This window comes from Paraburkholderia sp. NMBU_R16, from assembly GCF_013282575.1.
Classification (GTDB): domain Bacteria; phylum Pseudomonadota; class Gammaproteobacteria; order Burkholderiales; family Burkholderiaceae; genus Trinickia.
This window is the reverse complement of record NZ_JAAAYE010000053.1, coordinates 19,848-38,827: the sequence shown is the minus strand read 5'-3', so window position 1 is coordinate 38,827 and position 18,980 is coordinate 19,848. Positions and strand designations below refer to the sequence as shown.

The 18,980-nt window shown below is 63.4% G+C and carries 18 protein-coding genes and 1 pseudogene; 13 read left to right on the top strand and 6 right to left on the bottom strand.

The window, feature by feature from the left end; translation table 11 throughout:
• Positions 1-478: 478 nt before the first annotated feature.
• Together GWC77_RS22285 and GWC77_RS22280 are read left to right on the top strand one after the other, a co-directional pair.
• Positions 479-799, top strand: a complete 321-nt coding sequence (locus tag GWC77_RS22285) for a hypothetical protein (RefSeq protein WP_173260372.1) — start codon at positions 479-481, stop codon at positions 797-799.
• 417 nt (positions 800-1,216) lie between these two features.
• Positions 1,217-1,405, top strand: a pseudogene (locus GWC77_RS22280) (integrase); the annotation flags it as partial.
• Positions 1,406-1,619: 214 nt separating this feature from the next.
• Here the strand turns inward: GWC77_RS22280 and GWC77_RS22275 are convergent.
• On the bottom strand, positions 1,620-3,146 hold the full coding sequence (locus GWC77_RS22275; RefSeq protein ID WP_173260370.1) for a UxaA family hydrolase: 1,527 nt from the start codon (positions 3,144-3,146) through the stop codon (positions 1,620-1,622).
• A 132-nt stretch (positions 3,147-3,278) separates the two neighbouring features.
• Here GWC77_RS22275 and GWC77_RS22270 point away from each other — a divergent pair, with 132 nt between their 5' ends.
• From GWC77_RS22270 to GWC77_RS22220, 11 genes are all read left to right on the top strand, one after another.
• The gene (locus GWC77_RS22270; protein ID WP_173260368.1) at positions 3,279-3,995 is read left to right on the top strand and encodes a FadR/GntR family transcriptional regulator; all 717 of its coding nucleotides are present in this window, start codon (positions 3,279-3,281) and stop codon (positions 3,993-3,995) included.
• Between the two features lie 267 nt (positions 3,996-4,262).
• The gene (gene leuC, locus GWC77_RS22265; RefSeq protein ID WP_173260378.1) at positions 4,263-5,693 is read left to right on the top strand and encodes a 3-isopropylmalate dehydratase large subunit; all 1,431 of its coding nucleotides are present in this window, start codon (positions 4,263-4,265) and stop codon (positions 5,691-5,693) included.
• Between the two features lie 2 nt (positions 5,694-5,695).
• Complete coding sequence (leuD, locus tag GWC77_RS22260; protein ID WP_173260366.1) at positions 5,696-6,292, top strand: 3-isopropylmalate dehydratase small subunit; 597 nt, start codon at positions 5,696-5,698, stop codon at positions 6,290-6,292.
• Positions 6,293-6,326: 34 nt separating this feature from the next.
• Positions 6,327-7,397 (top strand): 3-isopropylmalate dehydrogenase, encoded by a 1,071-nt coding sequence (gene leuB / locus GWC77_RS22255; protein WP_173260364.1) that lies wholly within the window; start codon positions 6,327-6,329, stop codon positions 7,395-7,397.
• Between the two features lie 114 nt (positions 7,398-7,511).
• A complete protein-coding gene (locus GWC77_RS22250) occupies positions 7,512-8,537 on the top strand; it encodes an ABC transporter substrate-binding protein (RefSeq protein ID WP_173260362.1) in 1,026 nt (341 codons plus the stop codon).
• A complete protein-coding gene (locus tag GWC77_RS22245) occupies positions 8,534-9,388 on the top strand; it encodes an ABC transporter ATP-binding protein (protein ID WP_173260360.1) in 855 nt (284 codons plus the stop codon). Before GWC77_RS22250 ends, GWC77_RS22245 begins: the two co-directional genes overlap by 4 nt.
• The gene (locus GWC77_RS22240; RefSeq protein WP_173260358.1) at positions 9,369-10,175 is read left to right on the top strand and encodes an ABC transporter permease; all 807 of its coding nucleotides are present in this window, start codon (positions 9,369-9,371) and stop codon (positions 10,173-10,175) included. Before GWC77_RS22245 ends, GWC77_RS22240 begins: the two co-directional genes overlap by 20 nt.
• Before the next feature lie 39 nt (positions 10,176-10,214).
• Positions 10,215-10,970: an SDR family NAD(P)-dependent oxidoreductase gene (locus tag GWC77_RS22235; protein WP_173260356.1), complete on the top strand. Its 756-nt coding sequence runs from the start codon at positions 10,215-10,217 to the stop codon at positions 10,968-10,970.
• A 13-nt stretch (positions 10,971-10,983) separates the two neighbouring features.
• Positions 10,984-11,826: a fumarylacetoacetate hydrolase family protein gene (locus GWC77_RS22230; RefSeq protein WP_173260354.1), complete on the top strand. Its 843-nt coding sequence runs from the start codon at positions 10,984-10,986 to the stop codon at positions 11,824-11,826.
• Positions 11,827-11,890: 64 nt separating this feature from the next.
• Positions 11,891-12,922: an ABC transporter substrate-binding protein gene (locus GWC77_RS22225; protein ID WP_173260352.1), complete on the top strand. Its 1,032-nt coding sequence runs from the start codon at positions 11,891-11,893 to the stop codon at positions 12,920-12,922.
• Between the two features lie 20 nt (positions 12,923-12,942).
• Positions 12,943-13,866 (top strand): SMP-30/gluconolactonase/LRE family protein, encoded by a 924-nt coding sequence (locus GWC77_RS22220; RefSeq protein WP_173260349.1) that lies wholly within the window; start codon positions 12,943-12,945, stop codon positions 13,864-13,866.
• On the opposite strand, the gene GWC77_RS22215 is transcribed toward GWC77_RS22220, so the two are convergent.
• From GWC77_RS22215 to GWC77_RS22195, 5 genes are all read right to left on the bottom strand, one after another.
• Complete coding sequence (locus GWC77_RS22215; protein ID WP_173260348.1) at positions 13,857-14,774, bottom strand: LysR family transcriptional regulator; 918 nt, start codon at positions 14,772-14,774, stop codon at positions 13,857-13,859. The two genes, GWC77_RS22220 and GWC77_RS22215, sit on opposite strands and share 10 nt — an antisense overlap.
• A 70-nt stretch (positions 14,775-14,844) precedes the next feature.
• Positions 14,845-16,338 carry an aldehyde dehydrogenase gene (locus GWC77_RS22210; protein WP_173260346.1) on the bottom strand — a complete coding sequence of 498 codons (1,494 nt, stop codon included), beginning with the start codon at positions 16,336-16,338 and terminating at the stop codon, positions 14,845-14,847.
• A 119-nt stretch (positions 16,339-16,457) separates the two neighbouring features.
• On the bottom strand, positions 16,458-17,210 hold the full coding sequence (locus GWC77_RS22205; RefSeq protein ID WP_173260344.1) for a 2-keto-4-pentenoate hydratase: 753 nt from the start codon (positions 17,208-17,210) through the stop codon (positions 16,458-16,460).
• Between the two features lie 17 nt (positions 17,211-17,227).
• Complete coding sequence (locus GWC77_RS22200; protein ID WP_173260342.1) at positions 17,228-18,214, bottom strand: D-2-hydroxyacid dehydrogenase family protein; 987 nt, start codon at positions 18,212-18,214, stop codon at positions 17,228-17,230.
• Between the two features lie 27 nt (positions 18,215-18,241).
• A complete protein-coding gene (locus tag GWC77_RS22195; RefSeq protein WP_173260340.1) occupies positions 18,242-18,976 on the bottom strand; it encodes a dienelactone hydrolase family protein in 735 nt (244 codons plus the stop codon).
• Positions 18,977-18,980: the final 4 nt, after the last annotated feature.

Sequence of the window (18,980 nt, the reverse complement as noted above, 5' to 3'; positions counted from 1 at the left end):
TCCTTCCTATCGTTCGCTTACGCGTGGAATATGCGTTCGGTTTGCCGTGGAATCAGCGTTCGCTTTGCCGTGGAAACCGCGTTCGGTTTGCTCTGGAATCCGCGTTCGCTTTGGCCTGGAATACGCAGCTTGCGCTCCTCATGCACTGCGCTACCGTCGATTCGTGCCGGGTATGCTACGACTAGCTGTATTCCGGCTTCGCATTGGTTTCCCTCCGCGACACCCTAGCTTCGCTGTTATCGTGGCTGGCTCTAGGTAGCCTCTCCGTGCCGCCGGACCTGTCAGGAGCCGTTGCCCCGTCCCTCTGGTCCGGTCGCCGTGCCGGGAGGTTCTCCTAAACATCGCAGAGCGAACTATACATGAGATTTGTATCGCAAGAAAACAAAGTTGACGTAGGTGTAAACCCTCGTGTGCGGCCTGGACGGCGTCCCGGTGGCCTGATACACTGTCCAAAATTGTTGAGATAGGAGTATCAGAAATGGCGACGAGGGGGCGGCCAAAGGGGGGCGACACGCGAATGATGCACGTGAGGGTTCCCGTCACGCTGCTGGATCAGCTTGAAGTGCTCCAGTTCGTGACGAAGAAAAACACGTCAGAAGTAGTGCGGGAGTTATTGGAGCGCTATGTGCTGTCTCATAGCGCATTGCTTGATGCAGTCGCAAAGACGCGTAACGAGGCGAACCGGTTATTGACGAAGGCGGAGATGGAAGCGGAGGACCGCGCGCAGGTTGAAAGTGACGAGGAAGCCGCGAAGCCGGAGAATCGCTACGACAGCACCGAGGAGTGGGATAACAACTGAGGCGAGCTAACGGTGCTAGACTTCCCTGCACGTGTCCCCCGGGTGGACAACGGAACTTGTCCACCGGGGCGAAACAGGAGCACGGGACAAGGCAATGCTGCCTTGATTTCATTAACATTTTTCGAATCCCCCTCTCTCCGCCAGTCAAGCTTCTCAGGCGGTCTCGCCGATTCTCAGGAAACCTCGCTCAGCCTTATTTGGCGGGCGTTTTCTTGGTCTTGATGTTCTTGCCGCCTCCCAGGGCTACCCACATAATCGCAGCATGGTTTGTGGGTAGATTTGTGGGTAGGCCATGGGCTCCAAACAACTTCATCGCCTCAATGCTTTGCGCATCTCGCGGGAGATCGCGCCGGGCTATTACCACCGACGGTGGTGGGCTGTCTTTGCAGAAATCGGCGAACGGCGCTCCCGGTGGAATGGAAAAACAAGAAGCACGCCCAGAAGTGGGAGAACACGCTCGCTACCTACGCCTATCCGATTATCGGCAAGGTCGATGTGCGCGACTTTGACACGCCGATGGTCGTGCGCGTTCTCCAACCCATTTGGCTCAAGAAGCCCGAAACGGCGAGCGGCGTGCGAGGACGAATCGAAGTGATCCTCGACGCGGTGAAAGCGCATGTTCTTGCCGATACGCGCGACGCTCATCTGGTGGTTTGCCGCGTATTGCGTCCTCGACCTTACACGACTCCGCGCCGTTCCAGTTGCTGATCCGATGACGGCGGCCGCGCGCGTCGAATGAGACCACGCCGCGCTGCCTGCTCGCAGACGGGCGCCGGATCAAACGGCGCGCTTGTTGCGCGGTCGCCGCCGGCAGCGCCGCTCACATCTGCGCGCCGATCATCCATGGCACGAACTCATCGTCGCCGACACCCAGGGCTTCGCTGCGGCTCTTTTCACCCGAGGCCACCCGCAGGATTGCGTGGAAAATTTCCTCGCCTTTCTGCTGCACGGTCACGCTGCCTTCCATGATGTCGCCGCAATTGATGTCCATGTCGTCGCGCATGCGATTGAACATGCCGGTATTGGTGGCGAGCTTGATCGACGGGGCGGGTTTCGCGCCGAAACACGAACCGCGGCCAGTGGTGAACACCACGAGATTCGCGCCGCCCGCGATCTGACCGGTTGCGCCCATCGGATCGTAGCCGGGCGCATCCATGAAAACGAGGCCATGTGTATCGACCGGTTCGGCATACCGATACACGCCCATCAACGGCGTGGAGCCGCTCTTTGCCACCGCGCCGAGCGATTTTTCGAGAATCGTCGTGAGGCCGCCCGTTTTATTGCCCGGAGTCGGATTGTTGTCGATGCTGCCTTTCTCACGCTCTGCGTAATCTTCCCACCAGTGAATCCGCTCGACGATCTTCTCGCCGACTTCGCGCGAAATCGCCCGCCGCGTCAACAGATGTTCAGCGCCGTAGATTTCAGGCGTTTCGCTGAGGATGGCGGTGCCGCCATGCTGCACCAGCAGGTCGACGGCCGCGCCGAGCGCGGGGTTCGCGGTAATGCCCGAATAGCCGTCGGAGCCGCCGCATTGCAACGCCACGTTCAGGTGCGAGACCGGCAGCGGTTCGCGTTCGACGCGGTTAGCCTGCGGCAGCATCGCGTTGATCGCGGCAATCGCAGCATCGATGGTCTTCTGCGTGCCGCCGAGTTCCTGCATGACGAGCGGCACGATCATCGGACCGCTTCGCACGTTCTCCGCGACGAACAGCGCGCCCATCTGGTTCGCTTCGCACCCCAGTCCGATCACCAGCACGCCTGCGAAATTCGCATGCTTCACGTAGCCGCCAATCGTACGGCGCAACTGCTGGATGCCTTCGCCGTTGTGATCGATGCAGCACCCGAAGCTGTGTGTGATCGGCACGATGCCGTCGACGTTCGGATAGGCATCGAGCGCGCCGTGCGCGGCGAAATGTTGCGCGACGCGTTTGCTGACGGTGGCGGAGCAGTTGACCGTGCTGACCACGCCAATGTAGTTGCGCGTGGCAACGCGGCCGTCGGCGCGCAGAAAGCCCTGGAACGTCAACGGCTGTGAGGCCTCGCCGACCGGCTTTACGTCGCTGCTGAACGCGTAGTCGCGATCGAACGCGCCGATCGACACGTTGTGCGTATGGACGTGCTCTCCCGGTGCAATGGCCTGCGTGGCGAAGCCGATGATCTGCCCATAGCGGCGCAGTGCTTCGCCTTGCGCGATCGGGCGCAACGCGATCTTGTGTGCGGCGGGAATGTTGCCGAGCGCGACGAGTCCATCGAATTCATCGAGCGTCGTGCCCTGGGTGATTGCATTGCGCGCGATTGCGACGTCGTCGGTGGCGTGCAGTTTGAGCGCGCGTGAAAGCGGGGTCATAATCGTCCTCCATGTTCGAACGAATAGCTTTTATGGGGCGCCGGTCGGCACAGGTGTCGGGAGTCGCGATGATGAAATAATCGCGGACGATCTGGAAATTGGTCTGACCAGCGAGCGATTTGGAGAGATGTCATGGCACTGTCGGGCACTGCGCGAAACGCGCTCTCGCGCGTCGTCAAGGAACTGGAAGCCCGCATCCTCCGGGCCAAGTGGCGAGGCGAAACGCGCCTGCCCTCGGAGCGCGAACTTGCGGCGGAGTTCGTCACCTCGCGCGCGACCGTGCGGGAGGCGATCCAGCGTCTCGCCGCGCGCGGTTTGCTGGAAACCCGGCGCGGCAGCGGGCTGTTCGTCAGCGATCAGCAACCGGCACGGCTGGGCGCGCCATGGCTGCCGCTTATCGCGGAAAGTCCGCCGGCGCGTGAGGACACACTCGAGTTTCGTCTCGTGTTCGAGTGCGCCGCCGCGCGCTTCGCCGCGCAACGCGCAACGCCGGATGAACTGAACGACATGGGCTCGATTCTCGAGCGCATGCATGACGCGGTGCATAACCACGATGTCGATGCGGAGGCACAAGCGGATACCGAGTTTCATGCAGTGCTGGCGATCGCATCGCACAACCTGATGCTCAGTCATTTCTACAGCAGCGTTATCACGCTGCTGCGCGAACACATCACCAACAACACGTACGAAGCGTCGAACATTCCGCTCGATGCGAACGATCTCGCATTGATGCGGCTCGAGCAGCACACTGCGATCTTTCGCGCTATCCGAGCACACCGTCCCGATGCAGCGTTCCGGGCCATGCATGCGCATATCGCATTCGTCGGCAAGCAGTTCTCGCAGGGCTGAGTGCGTCGCGCCGCCCGGGCAGTGCATGACGGCGGCATGCTCATTCAGGACAAGCCGCCGCGCGCGAGCCGACATGCGCGCAACGCTATCGCTTACCGGGCTGCCTCGATCGCGAAGTGAGTTCGTCATCGCGATCGGCGATGGTGCCTTTCCAAAACACCACGAACAAGCCCGCTCGCCTCGTGCATCATGGTTGCACACCGATCGACTGCAAACCGCATGGCTGCGGTTGCCGCAGTCGACACACTGATGGAGCGAGACGAAGCGATGCAACTCGACCAGGGAGCGGCCGGCCCGCGTACTCTCTATGACAAGATCTGGGACAGTCACCGGGTCATGTCGCGCGACGACGGACAGGATCTGTTGTTCATCGACCGGCATTTCATTCACGACGTCACCGCGCAGTCGTTCGATCTGTTGCGCGAGCGAGGGCTCAAGCCGCGTTCGCCCGAGCGCATTTTCGGCACGGCCGATCATTACGTATCCAGCGCTGCAAATGATCTCGCAGCGGTGCGCGATCCCGAACGGCGCGCGATGATCGAGGCGCTGCAAAGAGACTCGGCGGAATCGCGCATCACGCTCTTCGGCATGGAAGACCGGCGGCGCGGCATCGTCCATGTAGTCGGACCGGAGCAGGGCCTGAGCCTGCCAGGCATGGCCATTGTCTGCGCGGACAGCCACACGTCGACGCACGGCGCAGTAGGGGCGCTCGCGTTCGGTATCGGAGCAACCGAAGTGGCCCACGTGCTCGCAACGCAATGTCTGTGGCAGCGCAAATCGAAAAACATGCGCGTCACGCTCGACGGCATCCCGGGCGCGGGCGTTAGCGCAAAAGATCTGATTCTCGCGGTAATTGCACGGATCGGCGTCGCCGGCGCGGCAGGCCACGTTATCGAATACGCCGGCTCCGCGATCAAGGGCATGTCGATGGAAGGCCGGCTGACGCTGTGCAATATGACCATCGAGGCAGGCGGACGCGCCGGCATGATCGCCCCCGACGGAATCACCGTCGCGTATCTGGCGGGGCGACCTTACGCGCCCGTGGACGACGAGCGGGACCGCGCGATGGTGTACTGGCGCACGCTATCGACCGATGCCGGCGCGACGTTCGACCGAGAAGTGCATATAGACGTGGCCGCGATCGCGCCCATGGTGACGTGGGGGACCACGCCCGGGTATGCCTGCGGCATCGACGACCGTGTGCCCGATCCCGCCCGGCAGGTCGACCCCGATGTTCGCGCCGCGATGGCGCACGCGCTCGACTACATGGGATTGCGTGCGCACGAAGCGCTCGAGGGCGTGGCAATCGACAGGGTATTCATCGGCTCATGCACGAACGGCCGCATCGAGGACATGCGCAGCGCGGCAGAAGTCGCGCGCGGCCGACGCATCGCGCCGGGCGTCGAGGCGTGGGTCGTCCCAGGCTCTCATGAGGTCCGCGCGCAGGCCGAAGCGGAAGGGCTCGATCGTGTGTTCATACAGGCCGGGTTCGAATGGCGCTTTCCCGGCTGCTCCATGTGCCTCGCGACCAACGGCGACACGGCCGCGCCAGGGCAGCGCTGCGCGTCCACGTCGAATCGCAATTTCATAGACCGCCAGGGCCCCGGCGTGCGCACGCATCTGATGAGTCCGGCCATGGCAGCGGCCGCCGCCGTGACGGGGCGTCTGACCGACGTGCGCCGTCTGCTGGGAGCGTGAACATGGAAAGCCTGACCTACCTCGACGCGGCGGCCGTCCCGATCGTCGCAATCAACTGCGATACCGATCAGATCCTGCCAGCTCGCTTCTTGCAAAAACCGCGGTCCGACAATTTCGGCAATTTCCTGTTCCGGTCGTTGCGCTTTGGCCCGGATGGCGCGGAACAGCCCGACTTCGTCCTCAACCGGGCGGCTTACCGCGACTCGCGCATCGTCGTGGCGAACCACAACTTCGGATGTGGATCCTCGCGGGAGCACGCGGTATGGGCGCTATACGACTACGGCATTCGCGCGGCGATTGCGCCGAGCTTCGGTGACATCTTCTTCATCAACTGTCTGAAGAACGGGCTGCTGCCCATCGTGTTGCCGGAGGCCGTGGTGTTGCCTCTGCTGGACACCTTGTCGGCCAGCCCCGGCGGTCGCATTGCCGTCGACCTGCCCGCACAAATCGTGACTTTGCCGGACGGCTCTATCCATGCTTTCGACATGGAGCCCTTCGCCAAAGCGTGCCTGCTGCGCGGCATGGACGAAATCGACTACACGCTGTCGCAACAGGACCGCATCGACGCATTCGAGCGCAGCCGCGCAGAGACCTCTTAAAGCGCTTTTCCCGAGAACAAAAGGAGATGTTCAGATGAAGATTGCAGTCATGCCAGGCGATGGTATCGGTCCGGAAGTACTGGCCCAGGCTCTCAAGGTCCTGCGGGTCGTGGCACCCCATGCCGAGACGCAGGAGGCGGCCATCGGCGAGGCCGGCATCGAGGCGCACGGAGTACCGTTGCCGGAGCCGACGCTCGAGCTCGCGCGCAAGGCCGACGCAATCCTGTTCGGCGCGGTCGGCGTGGCCGACGAAGCCGGGATCCCGCGGGCCCGCCGGCCGGGAACCGGGCTGCTGCAGTTGCGTCAGGCGCTCACGCTTTATGCCAACTTCCGTCCGGCCTACATGTTCCCCGAACTGATCGGCGCGTCGACCCTGCGTGCAGAAGTGGTGGACGGGCTGGACCTGGTCATCGTGCGTGAGTTGAACGGCGACGCCTATTTTGGCGAGCCGCGCGGGTTCGAGACTAACCAGGCGGGCGAGCGGGTGGGCTTCAACACGATGCGTTATGCGGAGTCCGAGGTCGAGCGTGTCGCGCACGCTGCGTTCCGGGCCGCGCGCCGCCGTCACCGCAAACTGTGTTCCGTGGACAAGGCCAACGTGCTGGAGGCGAGCCAGGTGTGGCGCGAGGTAGTCACGCGCGTCGGGCGCGATTATCCGGACGTCGAACTGAGCCATCTGTTCGTGGACGCTGCCGCGATGATGCTGATGCGCCGGCCGAAACAGTTCGACGTGATCGTCACCGGCAACCTGTTCGGGGACATTCTCTCGGATGCGGCGGCCATGCTGACCGGGTCGATCGGCATGCTGCCTTCCGCCTCGCTCGGCTCCGGCCGCAAGGGTCTGTACGAGCCGGTGCACGGTTCGGCTCCGGACATCGCCGGCAAGGACATGGCCAACCCACTCGCCGCCATCCTGTCCCTTGCGATGATGCTGCGCGAAAGCTTCGAAATGGAAGATGCTGCGAGCCGCGTCGAGCGAGCCGTGCGTGCGGTGCTGGCTGCGGGCTACCGGACCGCCGACATCCACCAGGAAGGCACGCGCAGCGTCGGCACACGTGACATGGGCGATGCTGTGGTCGAGATGCTGCGTAAGCAGCCGGGGTAGCGCGTATCGCTTCACTCGGACACCACCCCGTATCGCAGCAATGACGGGCACGAGGACCCTGTTCCGTCCCGCGGTTCGTGGCACGAGAAAATCCCAGAAAGGGAGGAGACAATCATGAAGCTGAAACTCGTTATTTCGCTGTGCGCAGCGTTCGGGCTCGCCTGCGGTTCGGTCGCGGCCGTGGCCAGGGATGTGCCCGAAAAGCCCCAATTGCACATCGCAGCAGCCTCGGTCGGCATCACCTATCTACCCATGCTCATCGCCAAGCAGCGTGGCTACTTCAAGGACGAAGGACTAGACGTCACCATCGCTGCCTTCTCCGGCGGCTCCAAGACGCTGGAGGCCCTGCTGGGCGGCAGCTCCGACATGGTCGCGGGCGCCTATTCGAACACGATCACGATGGCAGCCAAGGGCCAGCATCTAGTCGTGGTGGCGGCGCAGGTCATCTGTCCGGGCTGGATTTTCGGCGTGTCGAAAAAGCGAGAGGGCGAGGTGAAATCGGCCAAAGAACTCAAAGGCATGCGGATCGGGGTGAGTGCGCCGGGTTCGAGCACGCACATGGCGGTCAACTACATTCTCCACAAGGCAGGGCTGCAGCCTTCGGACGTGTCGATCATCGGCGTGGGGCAAGCGGCCGGGGCGGTCGCGGCTGTGCGGGCCGGCCAGATCGATGCGCTGATCGTCAATGACCCGAGCGCCACGGTCCTGACCCAAGAAGGCAGCCTCAAGCCGCTGGAGAACATGCGCACGGCCGAGGGCAACGTCAAGGTGTTCGGCTCGGATTATCCTGAATCGAGCCTGTTCACGACGCAGGATTTCGTCAACGCGAACCCCAAGACCGTGCAGGCCGTGGCCAATGCGATTGTGCGTGCGGAGAAGTGGATTGCGAAAGCGACTCCGCAACAAGTCGCGGACAATGTGCCGCCCGAATATCTGTCGGCCAACAAGGCGCTCTACGCGGAGGCTTTCACGAACAGCCGGCGCTGTATCTCGCAGAACGGAGAGATCACTCCCAAGGGCGCCCAAACCGTGCGTGATGTGCTGGCAGCCTTCGACCCGACAGTTGCTTCGGCCCACATCGACCTCTCCTCGACCTACGACAACCGGTTCGTCAGGAAGGCCGCGGAGATCCAGCCATGAGCACCGCAGCCTGCAGTGTTCCGTTCGCGAGTGGCGAGGCCAGAGCGCGCGAAGCGCTTTGCTTCGACAACGTGACATGCACCTTCGCCGGCAACGGCAAGAGCGCACAGCCCTACACCGCCATCTCGGGCGGCAACCTGACGATTCGCGACGGAGAGTTCGTCTCGATCGTCGGACCCACCGGCTGCGGCAAGTCGACGCTGCTTAACGTGGCCGCGGGACTGACCCGCCCGTCGTCGGGGGCGCTTAGTGTGTTCGGCGAGAAGCTCGTCAATGGGCTGAACCGGCAGGCCGCCTATCTGTTCCAGGTCGACGCACTGATGCCATGGAAGACGGCCGAGGAGAACATCGCGATGGGCCTGATCTTCCACGGCACGCCGCGAGAAGAGGCCTTGGCCGTCGCGCGCGACTGGCTGGAGCGAGTGGGTCTGCACGGCCATGGCAAGAAGTATCCGCACCAGATGTCGGGCGGCATGCGCAAGCGTGCGGGTCTCGCGCAAGCGCTGGCGCTCAATCCCCGCATCATCCTGATGGACGAGCCGTTCAGCGCGCTGGACATCCAGACCCGGCACCTGATGGAGAACGAGCTGCTTCGGTTGTGGTCGTTCGACCGTAAATCCGTGATGTTCGTGACTCACGATCTTGAAGAGGCCATTTCGCTGTCGGACCGCGTGATCGTCCTGTCGGCTGGGCCCGCCACGCGGCCTATCGCCGAGTTCGACATCGACCTCGAACGCCCGCGCGAGATGTCGGAAATCCGCATGACGCAGCGTTTCCTGCAACTTCACACCCAGATCTGGGACGTGCTTAAGGGGGAGGTTCTGAAAAGCTATGCGCATAATCGAATTTAAACCGACCAACCGGTTCACGGTGTTGATGACCCGGCTCGCGATTCTGTTCGGCGTTCTGTTTCTGTGGTGGCTGGGCACCAGTCAGAAATGGCTGTCGCCTTTCTTCTTCGGCGACCCGTTAGGTGTCGCTCGCCGCATCGTCGAATGGTTCGTGACGGGTTCGGTGTTTCGCCATTTGTACACCACGCTGCTCGAAACGATGCTGGCGTTCGCGATCGGCACGGCGTCCGGACTCGCATGCGGCCTGTGGCTCGCGCTCAATCCGTTCCTTGCAGTCGTGTTCGACCCGTTCATCAAGGCCATGAATTCGATGCCGCGGCTCATCTTTGCGCCGATCTTCGCGCTTTGGTTCGGCCTTGGTATCTGGTCCAAGGTGGCGCTCGGCGTGACGCTGGTTTTCTTCGTCGTATTCTTCAACGTCTTCCAGGGCGTCCGCGAGGTGAGCCCGGCGGTGTTGTCCAACAGCCGCATGCTGGGTGCGAATCCGCGTCAGTTGATGCGGCACGTCTACCTGCCTTCCGCGACCAGTTGGGTATTTTCGAGCCTGCATAACGCAATCGGTATCGCCTTCGTGGGCAGCGTAGTGGGAGAGTATCTGGGCTCGGAAAAGGGGGTGGGCTACCTGATCCTGCTGGCTGAAGGCGTGTTCGACATCGACTCGGTCATCGCCGGCATTCTGGTGCTAACCGTGTTCGCCCTCGCTCTCGATACCGCAGTGTCGATGATCGAGGACCATCTTCTGCGCTGGCGCCCGGTAGCAGGGCAGACGGTCCCGGCGGGCGCCTAGGCGCTTTCCCCAATCGAATAGTTTTCCGAGGAAATCATCTTGCAGACTAATGCGATCAATCTGAAAGACCGCGTCGCCGTGGTGACGGGCGGCGCCCAAGGTATCGGCCTCGAAGTCGGCCGCCGGCTGCTCGCCTCCGGCGCGCGGCTCGTGATCTGGGACATCAACCCTGCCGGCATGGAGCTGGCACGTGCCGGTCTCGGCGAGCACGACGTTCACTTCGAGCAGGCCGATATCGCCGACTACGCGAGCGTGCAGACCGCCGTGGCGGGAACGCTGAGATCGGTTGCACGCATCGACATCCTGATCAATAACGCGGCCGTCGTCGGTCCCAATGCTGCGCTGGTCGACTATCCACTGGACGCCTGGAAGCAGGTGATCGATATCGACGTGAACGGGACCTTTCATTGCTGCCGTGCGGTTGCGCCGACCATGATCGGCCAGAACTACGGCCGCATCGTCAATCTTGCATCGGTGGCGGGCAAGGAGGGTAATCCGAATGCCGCGGCCTACAGTTCGGCCAAGGCTGCCGTCATCGCCATGACCAAGTCGCTCGGTAAGGAACTGGCGAGCCACGACATTGCGGTCAACTGCGTCACGCCGGCCGTGGCGCGCACGCCCGGCGCGATGGAGCAGTCGCCTGAACATATCCGCTACATGCTCGGCAAGATTCCACGTGGGCGTTTCCTCGAACTCGACGAAGCGGCCGCGATGATCGCCTGGCTCGCAAGCGAAGAGAATTCGTTTACTACCGGCGCGGTGTTCGACCTGTCCGGCGGACGCGCCACCTACTGAAGCGAGCACACCTATGAAGCTGTTACGTTACGGCGCACCCGGCAAGGAAAAGCCCGGCGTGCTCGATGCCGACGGAAATCTGCGGGACCTCTCAGGCCATGTGCCCGACATTGCCGGCGACGTTCTGCTGCCCGATAGCTTCGCTCGTCTGAAAGCGCTCGATTTTGCGTCGTTGCCGCGGGTGGAAGGCAACGTCCGCCTCGGTCCATGCGTCGGCGGCACGGGCAAATTCATCTGCATTGGCCTCAATTACTCGGACCATGCCGCCGAGACCGGCGTGACCGTGCCGCCGGAGCCTGTCGTTTTCATGAAAGCGACGAGCGCCATTGTCGGCCCCAATGACGCGATTGAGATTCCGCGCGATGCGCTCAAGACGGATTGGGAGGTCGAGTTGGGCGTCGTCATCGGCAAGACCGCGAAATATGTGAGCGAGCGCGATGCAATGGACCACGTTGCTGGTTACTGCGTGATCAACGACGTGTCCGAGCGGGCGTTCCAGGCCGAACGCCAGGGACAGTGGACCAAGGGCAAATCGGCCGATACGTTTGGTCCGATCGGCCCTTGGCTCGTGAGCGCGGACGAGTTGCGCGACCCTCAGGCGTTGCCGCTTTGGCTCGAGGTGAACGGGCATCGCTACCAAAACGGGAGCACCGCCACGATGGTATATGGCGTGCGCTATCTGGTGGCCTATCTGTCGCGCTTCATGTCGCTGCAACCGGGTGACATTATTTCCACGGGCACGCCGCCGGGCGTCGGACTGGGACAGAAGCCGCCTATCTATCTGAAGCCAGGCGATGTGGTCACGCTCGGCATCGAAGGCCTCGGTCAGCAGCGTCAGGACGTCGTGCAGGGCTGATGTCCTCACTTGTCCTCAATTGCCGTGGGCCGCAGTCCCACACACCGAAAGGAGACATATCATCGTGAGAACGCTCAAGTGTCTGACCTTGCCGCTGCTGGCCACGTGCGCGGCCTTCGCGCTTGCGCAGCCGTTGGCCGCCGTTGCCGGGCCGGTTCCTGAGAAAAGCAGTATTGACTTGGCGGCGGCGGGCGTGGGTTTCCCATATCTGCCGTTTGTGATTGCGCAAAGCCGCGGATATTTCAAACAGGCCGGGCTCAATGTCGAGATCGGTGTGTTCAGCGGTGGAGCGAAAGCGTTGCAGGCGATGTTGGGCGGCAGCGCCGACATCGTGGCGGGTGCTTATTCCAACACCATCACGATGGCGGCGAAGGGGCAGCACCTGGTATCGTTCGTGACCCTGGCATCGTGCCCCGGCTGGGTGTTTGGCACGACGCGCGCGAGCCACGGCAAGGTCAAAACGTATGCCGACTTCAAGGGCATGCGCATCGGCGTAAGCTCACCCGGTTCGAGCTTTCACATGGGCGTGAACTACCTGTTGAGCAGGTCTGGCCTGAAGCCGGTCGATGTCTCGATCATTGGCGTGGGCTCGTCCGCCGGCGCGATTGCCGCCGCGCGCAGCGGGCAGATCGATGCGTTGATGAGCAATGACCCGGTTGCAACCGTGCTACAAGACAGTGGCGATCTGTTCCCGCTGGCCGTCATGCGCGATCCGGCCGGTACCCGCGCCACACTCGGCGGCGACTACCCAGAAGCCTCTATCTATACGACCAGGGACTTCGCCACCCGCTACCCCAATACCGTGCAAGCGGTGACGAACGCAATTCTCGCGGCCGAACGCTGGATGGCTCATGCCACGCCCGCGCAGGTCGCCGCCGCTGTGCCGCCGCAATACGCGCTGGCCGACAAGGAAGTCTTTGCGCGAGCCTACGCGAACATGCAGCGCTGCATCTCGCGTGACGGCCTGATGGCGGACGCGGCCGCGCACACGGTGCGCGACGTGCTGGCAGCGTTCGATCCCGGCATCGCCAAAGCATCGATCGACCTCAAGGCCACTTACGACAATCGCTTCGTCGAGAATGCCGACAAGCACTGAGTGCAGAAAGGAGACCAGCGATGGAGAGCGGCATTCGCGTGCTGGCCGAAGGCCTGAAATTCCCGGAAGGGCCGGTGGCGATGCCCGATGGCTCGATCGTGCTCGTGGAAATCGAGCGCGAGACCATCAGCCGCGTGGCGGCCGACGGCACGGTGGATGTGCTCGCGCGGGTGGGCGGGGGGCCCAACGGGCTGGCGTTGGGGCCGGACGGTGCATTCTATGTCTGCAACAACGGCGGCTTTCTGTTCCGTACGATCGCCGGGCTGAACCGCACGAGGCCGGGCATACACCCGGCCTATACCAGCGGCCGGATCGAGCGCTTCGACCCGAAGACCGGCACGCTCGCAACACTGTACGACCGTTGCGGGGACTTTGCGCTGAGCGGCCCCAACGACATCGTGTTCGATCATGACGGCGGTTTTTATTTCACCGACTTCGGCAAGAACCGGCTGCGCGACCGCGATCACGCGGGCCTCTACTACGGCCGGGCAGATGGATCGATGATCGTGGAAGTGGCCTATCCGCTCACCACGGCCAACGGTGTCGGCCTGTCGCCGGACGACAGCGTGGTCTATGTGGCCGAAACCGAGACCGCGCGCCTGTGGGCGTTCGATCTCGACGCACCGGGCCGGGCGCGCAAGCACCCTTATCCGTCTCCGCATGGCGGGCGTCTTGTATGCGGCTTGCCGGGGTATCAACGCTTCGACAGCCTGGCGGTGGATGCGCAAGGCAATATCTGTGTGGCCACGCTGGTGACCGGTTGCATCACCGTCGTCGCGCCGACAGGCGAGGTGCTGCGGCAGGTCATGGTGCCGGACGGCATGGTGACCAATATCTGTTTCGGCGGCGCCGACATGAAGACGGCATACGTGACACTGTCGGGCACAGGGCGTCTCGGCTCGCTGCCCTGGCCGCAGGCCGGCCTGAAGCTCGCCTATTCGTGACGGTCGGGCGCCGGCTGTGCGTTCTGGCTCGCGAGCAGGTGTTTCAGAAAAAGCTGGACCGGCGCGGGAAGCGTCTCGGCTGCGCGTACGCAGATCTTCCAATGCCGCTCGGCCCACGGTTCGTCCAGTCGCACGGCCACGAGCGGTCCCGAACTGACGTAACGCTCGGCATGATGCTCAGGCACCAACCCGATGCCGAGGCGCGATTCCACCATGCTGCGCACCGGTTCGAAGCCGTTGACGCGGATCGACAGCTTGAGCGGGTGGTCCAGGTCGGCTGCCGCGCGTAGTACCAGCGAGTTCAGATAGCTGCCCGATTGCGGGCCCACCAGGGGATACCTGGCCACGTCGCGGAATGCGACCTGGTCGGCGCGGCTAAGTGGATGATCGCGCGGCATGATGACGACCAGCCGGTCGCTGCGGTAGGGAAAGACCTGCAAGCCCGTGGTCACCGTCGTGCCGCCGAAGACGCCGATATCCGCGGCGTTTTCGGCCACGGCCCGCACTACGGCGGGGCTCAGACTCTCTTGCAGGTCGATGCGCAGGCCCGGATGCAGCGCAAGGAAGTCGCGGATGTCGTTGGCAATGTACTGGACGATGGTCGAGAGGCTGGCGTTCAGTCTGATCTGACCACGCACGCCTTCCGCATGATCGAGCAGCTCGGTCTCCATCTGGCAGATGTCGCGCAGTACCACGCGCGCGTGCTGCAACAAGGCCGCGGCCGCGGCCGTCAACTCAAGCCCTTTGTTGCTGCGCACGAAGAGGGTGGTTTTGAGTGCGTCCTCGAGATGTGACATGCGCTTGCTGAGAGCCGAGGGCGCGATGTTTTCTGCCTCTGCCGCGCGAGCGATGCTGCCGTGCTCGCAGACAGCGACGAACAGTTTCAGCGATTGCAAATCCAGACGCATCGAGTCTCCCGGGGGCGGTTTGTGGCCGCAACGCGTGCCTTTCTATTGAGCCAGAACTGACGCTTCGATCTCAACTCGCGCGTGGTCGCACCATTGACTGGCTGCGCCAGTAGTCGAACAGCGTTTCGGGACTGTTCACGCCGCCGCCCATGCCGCTCCGATTGATGCCACCGTAAGGCACCCCGTGCGGGAACACGTTATGAGCGTTGATCCAGCTATTGCCCGCTACCATTGCTTCCGCAACCCGCGACGCACGTTGCAGGTCCGTGCTCCAGACACTGTTGGCAAGGCCGTAGTCCGTGGCGTTAGCCAGTTCGACCGCATGCGCTTCATCGCGAAACGGTGTGAGGAACGCCACCGGTCCAAAGATTTCCTCGCGCGATGCGACATTCGCAGGATCGCCCGCCAGGAGCGCTGGCTTTACGTAAAAACCGTCGAAGCCCGGTACGTCCACTGCTCCGCCTGCGAGTAACGCATGCGCACCTTCTGCCTCGCCGCGCGCGAGATAGCCGAGCACGCGTGCGCGTTGACGCGCGTTGACGACTGGGCCCATCTGTGACGCCTTATCCATCTGGTACCCGACGCGCACTTCGGCGAGACGCTTTACGCAGGCGTCGGCGAAGCGGTCGTGGATGCGCTCATGCACGAGCCAGCGCGTCGCATCGCAGCAGACTTGGCCTGTGTGCGTGGTAATCGCGATGGCGAGCTTCTCAGCGGTTGCGTCGATGTCCACGTCGTCGAATACCACCGCCGCGCCCTTGCCGCCGAGTTCGAGCTTGCACGGGGTGAGGTTGGCGCCGCATGCAGCGCCAACCAGCCGGCCGACCTCCGGCGAGCCGGTGAACGAAAAGCGCTTCAGGCGCGGATGCGCGGCGAGCGCGGCGCCTGCCGTCTGGCCGTGGCCGGTGACCACGTTGATGACTCCGTCAGGGAAGCCGATTTCGCGCGCGAGCCGGGCCAGATAAATAGCCGACAGTGGCGTGTCCTCGGCGGGTTTGATAACGACGGTATTGCCCGCTGCGAGCGCGGGCGGCACACCCCAGCCAATCAGCAGGATCGGGAAGTTCCACGGGAAGATGAAGCCGCATGGCCCCCACGGCTCACGCGTGGTCCATGCGTCGTACCCCGAGATCGCGAGCGTCGTACGGCGCGTGACGTGCAGCGCCATGTCGGTGAAATAGCGCAGTGTGTCGATGCACACCTGCACGTCCTGCTCGGCAGCGGGCACGAGTTTGCCCGCATCGAGCGCCTCTATCTGCGCAAGGATTGGTTTGCGCGCTTCCAGCGCATCCGCAAGCCGATGCAGATGAACTGCGCGCTCGCTCGCAGCGAGCGCAGACCACTTCGGGAACGCGGCTGCGGCGACACGCACTGCGTCGTCGATATCCGGGGCGCCGAGCGCGCTCACCTGTGCAAGGTGGCGTGCGCTGCCTGGATCGAACGTGTCAAAAGTGGAGCCGTCGCGCGCGAGTGCATCGCGCCCGCCGATCACGGAAGCGATCGGCGCACTGGAGAGAAATTCGGCAACTTCTGGTAGCAGCGGAAAAGCGTTGGCAACGGTCATGAAAGCCTCTGCATCGGGTAAGAGAACGACGGAATATCGGCACGCGCGCCGTCAGTCGACGCGGATCCGCAAGGAAAGGAGTTATCGGTGCGAAGCGGGCTGCGCACGAACGAGCGCGCTCACAAGAACGTCAACGACACCGCCCCGAAGCCGGTGAACGATCCGGTGACACGTGCGCCTCTGTCGACGCGATGAAGGCCGGTGTACGTGCCGGTCGTTACGAAGCGCCCGGCCGGAACGCCCGCATCGCGCCGAAAGGCGTTGGCGAGGGCAATCGCCGGCAGAAGCGGGTCGCCGCTCGGATGACCGCCGATGCGCTCGACCAGCACGTCATCGCCGACGAATAAGCGGGCTTCGAGCGTCGCCAAATCGCACTCGCGCCAGTGCGCGCATGCGTCCCCGACGACGAACGCTCCATTCGATACGAAGTCGGCTGCGCGATGTAGCCACGGTGCATCGGCATACTTGGTGAAGCGCGAATCGACGATCTCGAACGCGACGAACGCGCTCACCGCATCGGCGACCTCGTCGTAGCTATAGTCGTGCGCGCGCGGTGGCAGGGCGCGCTCGAAGCGGAACGCGATTTCCAGTTCCACCGCGCGCATTGGCACGAGCGCGCCTTCGATTGCTGCAGGGCTCGTGAACACGCGTGAACCAAGAATCGCACCGCGCACGAATTCTCCAGCGGGCGAAGCCGTCACTTTCCATCCGGCGACGCGTTCGCCGAGCAGCGCAGCAGTGGCGTCCTGAATCGCGTGGACATCGACGGCGTTTCGAGGCGCCGCATGCGCGTCGAGCTCGGCGAGCGGCAAGCGCGTGACGCGCGCATCGGCGAGCTGCCGTGCCGCATGCGCAATGGCTTCAGGGGTCATCGTTGGGGCTCCCTGCGTCACGCGAGCGTGCGGATCGGCTTGCCATCGAGAAAGGCGAGCGTGTTTTCCACCTGCTGCCGATAGAACACTTCGTACACGTCGCGCGTGCTGTAGCCCAGGTGCGGCGTGAGCACCGCGTGATGCGCGGTGACGAGCGGATGCGTGCGAGGCAGCGGTTCCTGATCGAATACGTCGAGCGCCGCGACGATGCGACCCTCGCGCACTGCATCGATCAGGGCAGCTTCGTCGACGAGCCCCGCGCGCGACGTGTTGACGAGCGTCGCGCCGCGCTTCATCCGCGCAATGTCGTTGCGACCGACGATGCATGCGGTGCGCTCCGAGAGCACAAGGTGCACGCTGACAACATCGGCGGTAGAGAAAAGGGTCTCCTTGGTTGCGTATTCGACGCCCGCGTCGGCAGCGCGCTCGGCCGTCAGGTTCGGACTCCACGCGAGCACACGCATGCCGAGCGCCCGGCCGTAGCCCGCCACGCGTGCACCGATCTTTCCGAGGCCCACGAGTCCGAGGGTCTTCCCCGCGAGCGCCACCCCGGGCCGCGTGCCGCGCTGGAAACTGCCCTCGCGCACGGCAACGGAAGCCGCCTGCAAATCGCGCACGGCCGACAGCATCAGCGCGAGCGCGAGGTCGGCGGTCGATTCGACGCCTGGCCCGCCTTCGGTCAGGCACACGGTGATGCCGCGCGACTGCATGAATGCCATGTCCACCAGCGCCGCGCGCATGCCGGACAGGTTGAACATGCGCAGGTTCGGTAGGCGTTCGATCAGCGATGCAGGAAACGCGGTGCGCTCGCGCATCGCAAGGATCACGTCGAACGGTGCGAGCCGCTCGGCCGCTTCGTCCTCGCTTGCGAACGGTGTGCCGAAAAAATCCAGCGACGCGCGCGCTTCAAGTTCGGACCAGTCCGCGCACGTGCGCGCGGCATCCTGCCAGTCGTCGAGAATCGCGACGCGGCAGCGTATGTTGTTGATATGTACTGCGTTCATTGGATGGTTCCTGATAGAACGATGCACTCATTGGCCATGAAGCCGGCGCATGAACATCGCCATGATGTCCTCCCAAACGGCTTCGGCGGCGCGCGGGTGGTAGTCGTTGCGCGCGGCAAAGCAAAAACCGTGATGCGTGCCCGGCACCACATCGACGTGTGCCGCGACATTGGCTCTTTCCATCGCGTTGCGAAATGTGGGTACGACATCAGAGGGTACGGCCGGATCGATTTCTGCGAAGGCGGCGTAAACCTCGCCCTGGATTTTGTCCGCGACAAGATGGGGCGAATCTGGTTTGTCGGTGACCATGTTCACCCCATAAAGCGCCGCAACCGCTGCCACGCGGGGAAGATGCGCGGCGGCATTGACGACAAACGGCCCGCTCATGCAGTGACCTATTGCGCCGACAGGACCGGGCGCCGCCTGCTCCTGCGCATCGAGAAAACCGAGCATCCCGTACGTGTCGTCAAGCACTTCGGCGTTCGAGAGGCTTGCCATTGCCCCCCGTATCAGTACAGACATGGCCTCGTTGCGGCGCGGTACGTCGAAGCGAAGCGTGCCGAGCCGGTAATACAGATCGGGCAGCAGACAGTAGTAGCCGGCGCGCGCAATGCGCCTCGCCATGTTGCGCAGCTCCTCGCGCATGCCCGGCGCATCCATGAAGAGGATCACTGGCGCATACATGCCGGGCGCCGACGGGCAGACGGCGAATCCGGGCTGCGTCCCGTACTTCGTCGAAATTGAAACTTCTTTCTCCATCATCTCT